We start from the raw sequence: 6,527 nt of genomic DNA on the forward strand, positions 1-6,527 counted from the left end.
GCCTGCCGGGGGGTGCGGACGCGCCGCCGCCCGGCGGGCGCAGCGGGCGGTCCGGCCCGTCGGAAACAGGGACGCCGGGAGCGCCCGGAGCCCGGGGCCTCCCCCAGCCGCCGCCTCCCTGGGCCCCGGCCGCCTCCGCGGCGCTCACCGACGACGGCCCGACCCGGCCGGCTCCGCCACCCGGGTACGCCCCGAGCCCCGGGCGGCAGCACGGCGATGCGGGCGGCGCCCCCCGCACACCCGCCGCCCCGCCCCCGGCCCACAGCCCCGGCGGCACCTCCGCCGGTCTCCGGGAGACGGCGGGGCAGCAGGACGCGGACCCTGCCGGCGGCGCCCTCTCACCGAACCCACCGCGCGGGGGACCGGTGTCCGGCCCGTCACACCGCGGACCGGTGCCCGGCCAGCCGCACCGGACGGCCGGGGAGGGCCCCGCGTCCGCTCCGTCCGACGGGCCCGCCCGGGGCGGGGGACAGGACACCAAGCCGTACCTCGTCGCCGGAGCCGGAGTGGCCGTTCTCGTCGCCCTGGTCGTCACCGCCGTCGTGCTGTTGCTGCGTACGTGACCGAGACCGTGACGGTGCGTCGGACGCCCCGCTCGGCCAGGATGGGGGGATGGGATTCCACGTCGACTCCGAGACCGGGCGGCTGCGCCGCGTCATCCTGCACCGCCCCGACCTGGAGCTGAAACGGCTCACGCCGACCAACAAGGACGCCCTGCTCTTCGACGACGTCCTGTGGGTGCGGCGGGCCCGCCAGGAGCACGACGGGTTCGCCGACGTCCTCGCCGACCGGGGCGTCACCGTCCACCTCTTCGGTGACCTGCTGCGGGAGGCCCTGGAGCTGCCCGCCGCCCGCAAGCTCGTCCTCGACCGGGTCTTCGACGAGAAGGAGTACGGCCCGCTCGCCACGGACCACCTGCGTGCCGCGTTCGACGCCATGGACACCTCCCGGCTGGTGGAGGCGCTGGTCGGTGGCATGACGAAGCGGGAGTACCTCTCCGGCCACGCCGAGCCCGCCTCCGTCCGCTTCCACGTCATGGACCCGGACGACTTCCTGCTGCCGCCGCTCCCCAACCACCTCTTCACCCGGGACACCTCCACGTGGATCTACGACGGGGTGTCCATCAACCCGATGCGGTGGCCAGCCCGTCAGCGGGAGACCGTCCACTTCGAGGCGATCTACAAGCACCACCCGCTGTTCACCGGCCCCGAGGCCGGTGCCTTCCACCACTGGTCGGAGGGGCAGGACGACTTCCCGTCGACGATCGAGGGCGGGGACGTCCTGGTGCTCGGCAACGGCTCCGTCCTCATCGGCATGAGCGAGCGGACCACCCCGCAGGCCGTGGAGATGCTGGCCCGCGGCCTGTTCGCGGCGGGCTCCGCCCGCACCATCGTGGCCCTGGACATGCCGAAGCGGCGGGCGTTCATGCACCTCGACACCGTGATGACGATGGTCACGCCCGACACCTTCACCCAGTACGCCGGCCTCGGCATGCTCCGCTCGTACACGATCGAGCCGGGCGAGGGCGGACGGGACCTCAGGGTCACCGACCACCCCGCCGAGCACATGCACCAGGCCATAGCGGCCGCCTTGGGGCTGCCGGCCATCCGGGTCCTCACGCCCAGCCAGGACGTGCGGTCCGCGGAGCGGGAGCAGTGGGACGACGGATGCAACGTCCTCGCCGTGGAGCCCGGCGTCGTCGTGGCGTACGAACGCAACGTCACCACCAACACGCATCTGCGACGCGAGGGCATCGAGGTGATCGAGATCCCGGGCAGCGAGCTGGGCCGGGGGAGGGGCGGGCCGCGCTGCATGAGCTGCCCCGTGGAACGGGACGCCGCCTACTAGGCGGTACGGCCCGGCGCACACGCCGCGGCCGTCCCCCGCCGCGTGGGCGCCACACGGTCCGCCGCGCGCCCCGGGGCCGTCCCCCCGCGGTGGGCGCCACGGACTCAGCGGCCCGCACCCGCTGGACCTGCAACCACCGCGGACGGGCGGCCACTGCCCCCGGGCGGCCAGACCCCGTGCGTACGGGCCGGGCGGCCCGGGGCGGCGGACGCGTCAGACCACCGTCCGGCGACGACGCGGGGCGCAGCCGCCCCGTGTGCCCCGTGGGCAGCGGACGCGTCACCTCCGCGACCGCATCGGGCACCTCGCCCCCCGGCACGCCTTGAGGGAAGCCTCACACCCGCGCCCCCGTCCCGACCGCGAACCGGCCGGGGCCGCGGGCGCCCCGACGGCACGCCCGCACGCCCGAGTGCCGGTCACGCCCGCGTGCAGGTCACGGCCGAGGGCCGACGACGCGGGCGCCCTCCCGTACCGTGATGGCCAGGGCGGGGCAGGAATCGGCCGCGTCCAGGGCGCGTTCGTCCGCACCGACGTCCGCCCGCACCGGCTCGGCGCGCTCGGTGCCGTCCAGCCGGAACAGCTCCGGTGCCAGTGCCGCGCACATGCCCGAGCCCATGCACCGGTCCTGCGCCACCGCCAGGGTCCACGCCACGCGCCTCACCACGCCACCGGCATCTCGCGCGGCCCGCGCACCAGCATCTCCTTCTTCCAGACGACGTCACCCGCCAGCCGCAGTCCGGGGAACCGGGTGATGAGCGCCAGCAGCGCCTCCTGGAGCTCCAGGCGGGCCAGTGGCGCGCCCAGGCAGTGGTGGACGCCGTGGCCGAAGGCCAGGTGCTGCACGCCGGTGCGGGTCACGTCCAGCTTCCCCGGCCCGTCGAACCTCAGCGCGTCGCGGTTCGCGGCGCCGATCGCCACCAGCACCGGTTCCCCGGCCCGTACGAGCGTGCCGCCCACCTCGACGTCCTCCGTGGCGTACCGGGGGAACGCGGCGCCGCTGCCCAGCGGGACGAACCGCAGCAGCTCCTCCACCGCGCCCGCCACCAGCTCGGGCCGCGCTCGCAGCAGCGCGAGCTGGTCCGGGTGCTCCAGCAGGGCGTACAGGAAGTTGGGGATCTGGCTGGCGGTGGTCTCGTGGCCGGCGACGAGGATGCCGCGGCACAGGTCGATCAGCTCCAGCTCGCTCAGCCGGTCGCCGGTGTCCCGCGCGTCGATCAGCGCGGTCATCAGGTCGGGGCGGGGGTGCGCGCGGTGGTCTGCGATCAACGCGGCCATGTAGGAGCGCAGTTCCTCCTGGTGGCGGAAGAACTCCTCCGCGGTGAGGGAGCTGGTGGACAGCATCGCGTCGCTCCACACCCGGAAGCGGGGCCGGTCCGCCTCGGGCACGCCGAGCATCCGGCAGATCACCGCGACGGGGATCGGCAGGGCGTAGTGCTCGACGAGGTCGACGGGCGGCCCCATGACCTCCATCTCGTCGAGGAGGCCGTGCGCGAGCTCCCGTACCTGTGGGCGGAGCTTCTCCACGCGGTGCACGGTGAAGGCCTTCGCCACGAGGGTCCGCAGCCGGGTGTGCTCCGGCGGGTCCATCCCGAGGATGCCGCTGTCCTGACGGGCCTCGGACTGCCGGGGCTCGTCGTGGTCGCGGCCCGCCGCGCGGCTGAAGCGCCGGTCGCCGAGGACGAGCCGCGCGTCGGCGTACCGGGTGGCCAGCCAGGCGGGCTCTCCGTAGGGCATCCGCACGCGTAACAGGCCGGGGCGTTCCAGGACGCGCGCGTAGTCCACGGCCAGCGCCAGGCCGTCCGGTTCGTTGAAGGGGTACGGGATCGGGGCGGGGGCCGGGGTCTGCCCGTGGTCGCTGACGGTCGTCATGGCGGTGGTCTCCTGTCGTGGGCCGGCGCTGACGAACGTAGGAGCGGCGCGGGGGCGGGTCAACGGTGCGTATGGCGGTACCCGGCGGGCGGGGGCCGGAGGGCCGCCGCACGCTGGCAGGGACAGGGGGCCTGTATAGACATACTAAGCTTCGTATACACTTCCACGGTCTCGATCGGCCCCGCACGACCCAGGAGTCCCCATGGCCACCGCTCTCACCGGCCGCCACTTCCTCAAGGAGCTGGACTTCACCGCAGACGAGTTCCGCAGCCTGGTCCGCCTCGCCGCGGAACTCAAGGCGGCCAAGAAGGCGGGCACCGAGGTGCAGCGGCTGCGCGGCAGGCACATCGCGCTGCTCTTCCAGAAGACGTCCACCCGCACGCGCTGCGCCTTCGAGGTGGCCGCGGCCGACCAGGGCGCCTCCACCACGTACCTCGACCCGTCGAGCTCCCAGCTCGGCCACAAGGAGTCCGTGCGGGACACCGCGCGCGTCCTCGGCCGCATGTTCGACGCGATCCAGTACCGCGGCGACAGCCAGGACGACGTGGAGCAGCTCGCCGCGTACGCCGGCGTCCCGGTCTACAACGGGCTCACCGACGACTGGCACCCCACCCAGATGCTCGCCGACGTGCTCACCGTCACCGAGCACACCGACAAGCCCCTGGACCGGGTCGCCTTCGCCTACCTCGGGGACGCCCGCTACAACATGGGCAACTCGTACCTGGTCACCGGAGCCCTGTTGGGCATGGACATCCGCATCGCCGCCCCCGCGGCCTACTGGCCCGCCGAGGAGATCCTCGCGCAGGCCCGCAAGGCGGCCGAGGAGAGCGGGGCCCGCATCACCCTCACCGAGGACGTCGAGGAGGGCGTCCGGGGCGCCGACTTCATCGCCACCGACGTGTGGGTCTCGATGGGCGAGCCCAAGGAGGTGTGGGACCAGCGCATCGCCGCCCTCGCCCCGTACGCCGTCACGATGGACGTGCTGCGCGCCACCGGCAACCCCGACGTCAAGTTCCTGCACTGCCTGCCGGCCTTCCACGACCTCGGGACCGGGGTGGCCCGTGAGATCCACGAGCGGCACGGGATCGCCGAGCTGGAGGTCTCCGACGAGGTCTTCGAGTCCGCGCACTCCGTCGTCTTCGACGAGGCCGAGAACCGCCTCCACACCATCAAGGCGCTGCTCGTCGCCACGCTCACCGCGTAGCCGCCCCCCGGTCGCGCGCCCGGAGGGCCCGGCGCGCTCCGCACGCGGCCGGGTCGCCGTTCCCCCGGGGCGCCGCGGGGCGGCCGTGCGGGCGACTCCGGGCCCCACGGAGGGGCCGAACCGCCCGGCCACGGCCGCACCCCGCCCTCGCCGCGCCCACGGCCCCTACCCGCGCCCCCGGCTCGCGTGGGTGGACGCGGTCATCACTGCGACCGCTCCAGGGTCGCCCGCCACACAGGGCTGTCGACGTAGTGGTTGTCGAACCGCTCGGAGGTCTCGGCGAGCCGACGCGGGTCGGCCTCACCACGGGTTACCTGGCCCAGTAGCCGCAGATAGTCGAAGCGATCCATCCCTGGGGTGAACACGAACAGGACGTCCGCCTCCGCCCCGGGAGCAGCCCGGAAGGCGTGCGGCGTGTGGGGAGGCACTGCCAGGAAGTCACCTTGGTCCAGCGTGGTCACCTCTTCGCCCAGCAGGACTTGAAGCGAGCCTCCGAGCACGAAGAAGATCTCCCACGCGCGGGTGTGGAAGTGCGCCGGAGCCCCGGCGGCTCCACGGGCGAAGGTGGAGCGATAGCTGGTGAACGCGCCCGCGGTCTGCGGCGAGTCGGCGAGGAATGCCATCACCGCACTGGGATCGGCGCAGGTCTCCGCCTCGCCGGACCGTGTCAGCACCGCCTGCGGCACCGTGGACGTCACGTCGTGTTCCGTTTTCATGATCGCAACTCTATCGATCCGCACCGACAGCGCACGGGCATGGGCGAGGTCCCCGAGCCCGTACGCTGCGCGGGATCCGCCGGCCGAACGGGTCTCGCCCCCACCGGCCGGCTCCCACCGCTACGAGCACTCGATCCTGCCCGCCGGCGCATGCGCCGGCCCACCCGAAGATGCCGCCGATCGTGCCCGTCGGCTCCACTTCGCAGCCCTCGGCACCTGACCGGTGAGGGTTGACCACCCATCGAAGGGCTGCCGGAGCCCGACCCCTTAGGGTGCTCAGGTGACTCCCTCCGACGCTGCGTCGAAGACGCGTTTCCTGGTCCTGCACGACTACGGCATGGGCGGTGCCTGGTGGTGGGTCCACGCCCGGTCCGAGCAGGAGGTGCTCGAGACCTTCGCCGGCGTGGAGGTCGTACACGCCGAGGCCACCCGCGCGGAGGCCGAGACGTGGGGCCTTGACGAGGCCGACGTCGACGGGACGACCACACCGGGCAGCTTGGCCGAGGCCCGAGCCGAACGGGACGCCCAGCGCGGCAGGCCGGGCTTCGGCGCCTTGGCCGGCCAGGACCTGCTGTATCTGAGCCGCCGTTGGGACGAGGATGATGACCCGGTCGTCTACCTGATGGAGGTCGGCCCTGACGGACGTCGGCTTCGTCAGGTTGAGCTGACCGAAGACGGGACGGCCTACCGCAGCACCCCGGACGACTGGCCGTTCAACCCCCCGTGGGTGGACCGCTACGACCCCGCCTGGGTGCCGTTCGTGGTCAGTCAAGAGGAGTTCGAAGCCCAGTGGACCCGGGCCGTCCACGACCCGAGCCGCTGGGATTGAAGCTCCGACTGCCGAGCTCCGTCCCCGTCAGGCCCCTCGCCGAGCGACCTCCGTTCCCGCC

General features: G+C 73.7%; 7 protein-coding genes. 4 read left to right on the forward strand and 3 right to left on the reverse strand.

Annotation, left to right across the window (positions count from 1 at the left end; all coding sequences use genetic code 11):
• Positions 1-392: 392 nt before the first annotated feature.
• Both BJP40_RS34220 and BJP40_RS12460 read left to right on the forward strand, forming a co-directional pair.
• Complete coding sequence (locus BJP40_RS34220; protein WP_177204366.1) at positions 393-563, forward strand: hypothetical protein; 171 nt, start codon at positions 393-395, stop codon at positions 561-563.
• Positions 564-612: 49 nt separating this feature from the next.
• Positions 613-1,848: an arginine deiminase gene (locus tag BJP40_RS12460; protein WP_071280424.1), complete on the forward strand. Its 1,236-nt coding sequence runs from the start codon at positions 613-615 to the stop codon at positions 1,846-1,848.
• A gap of 433 nt (positions 1,849-2,281) precedes the next feature.
• On the opposite strand, the gene BJP40_RS12465 is transcribed toward BJP40_RS12460, so the two are convergent.
• Both BJP40_RS12465 and BJP40_RS12470 read right to left on the reverse strand, forming a co-directional pair.
• Positions 2,282-2,509 carry a ferredoxin gene (locus BJP40_RS12465; RefSeq protein WP_107416761.1) on the reverse strand — a complete coding sequence of 76 codons (228 nt, stop codon included), beginning with the start codon at positions 2,507-2,509 and terminating at the stop codon, positions 2,282-2,284.
• Complete coding sequence (locus BJP40_RS12470; RefSeq protein ID WP_071280425.1) at positions 2,506-3,717, reverse strand: cytochrome P450; 1,212 nt, start codon at positions 3,715-3,717, stop codon at positions 2,506-2,508. The genes BJP40_RS12465 and BJP40_RS12470 overlap by 4 nt, the downstream gene beginning before the upstream one ends.
• A gap of 202 nt (positions 3,718-3,919) precedes the next feature.
• On the opposite strand from BJP40_RS12470, the gene argF reads away from it, so the two are divergent.
• Complete coding sequence (gene argF / locus BJP40_RS12475; RefSeq protein ID WP_071280426.1) at positions 3,920-4,921, forward strand: ornithine carbamoyltransferase; 1,002 nt, start codon at positions 3,920-3,922, stop codon at positions 4,919-4,921.
• A 203-nt stretch (positions 4,922-5,124) separates the two neighbouring features.
• Here argF and BJP40_RS12480 read toward each other — a convergent pair whose 3' ends face one another.
• Positions 5,125-5,637 (reverse strand): cupin domain-containing protein, encoded by a 513-nt coding sequence (locus BJP40_RS12480; protein WP_071280427.1) that lies wholly within the window; start codon positions 5,635-5,637, stop codon positions 5,125-5,127.
• Between the two features lie 280 nt (positions 5,638-5,917).
• Between BJP40_RS12480 and BJP40_RS12485 the strand changes: the two genes are divergently transcribed.
• Positions 5,918-6,466 carry a hypothetical protein gene (locus BJP40_RS12485; RefSeq protein WP_256220727.1) on the forward strand — a complete coding sequence of 183 codons (549 nt, stop codon included), beginning with the start codon at positions 5,918-5,920 and terminating at the stop codon, positions 6,464-6,466.
• Positions 6,467-6,527: the final 61 nt, after the last annotated feature.

Origin of the sequence: Streptomyces sp. CC53 (genome assembly GCF_001865245.1) — a bacterium.
Classification (GTDB): domain Bacteria; phylum Actinomycetota; class Actinomycetes; order Streptomycetales; family Streptomycetaceae; genus Streptomyces.

What these genes read in the sequence shown, in the direction of transcription:
- BJP40_RS12460 (WP_071280424.1), top strand. Translation starts at nt 613, where the DNA reads ATGGGATTCCACGTCGACTCCGAGACCGGGCGGCTGCGCCGCGTCATC.
- BJP40_RS12470 (WP_071280425.1), bottom strand. Translation starts at nt 3,717, where the DNA reads ATGACGACCGTCAGCGACCACGGGCAGACCCCGGCCCCCGCCCCGATC.
- argF (WP_071280426.1), top strand. Translation starts at nt 3,920, where the DNA reads ATGGCCACCGCTCTCACCGGCCGCCACTTCCTCAAGGAGCTGGACTTC.
- BJP40_RS12480 (WP_071280427.1), bottom strand. Translation starts at nt 5,637, where the DNA reads ATGAAAACGGAACACGACGTGACGTCCACGGTGCCGCAGGCGGTGCTG.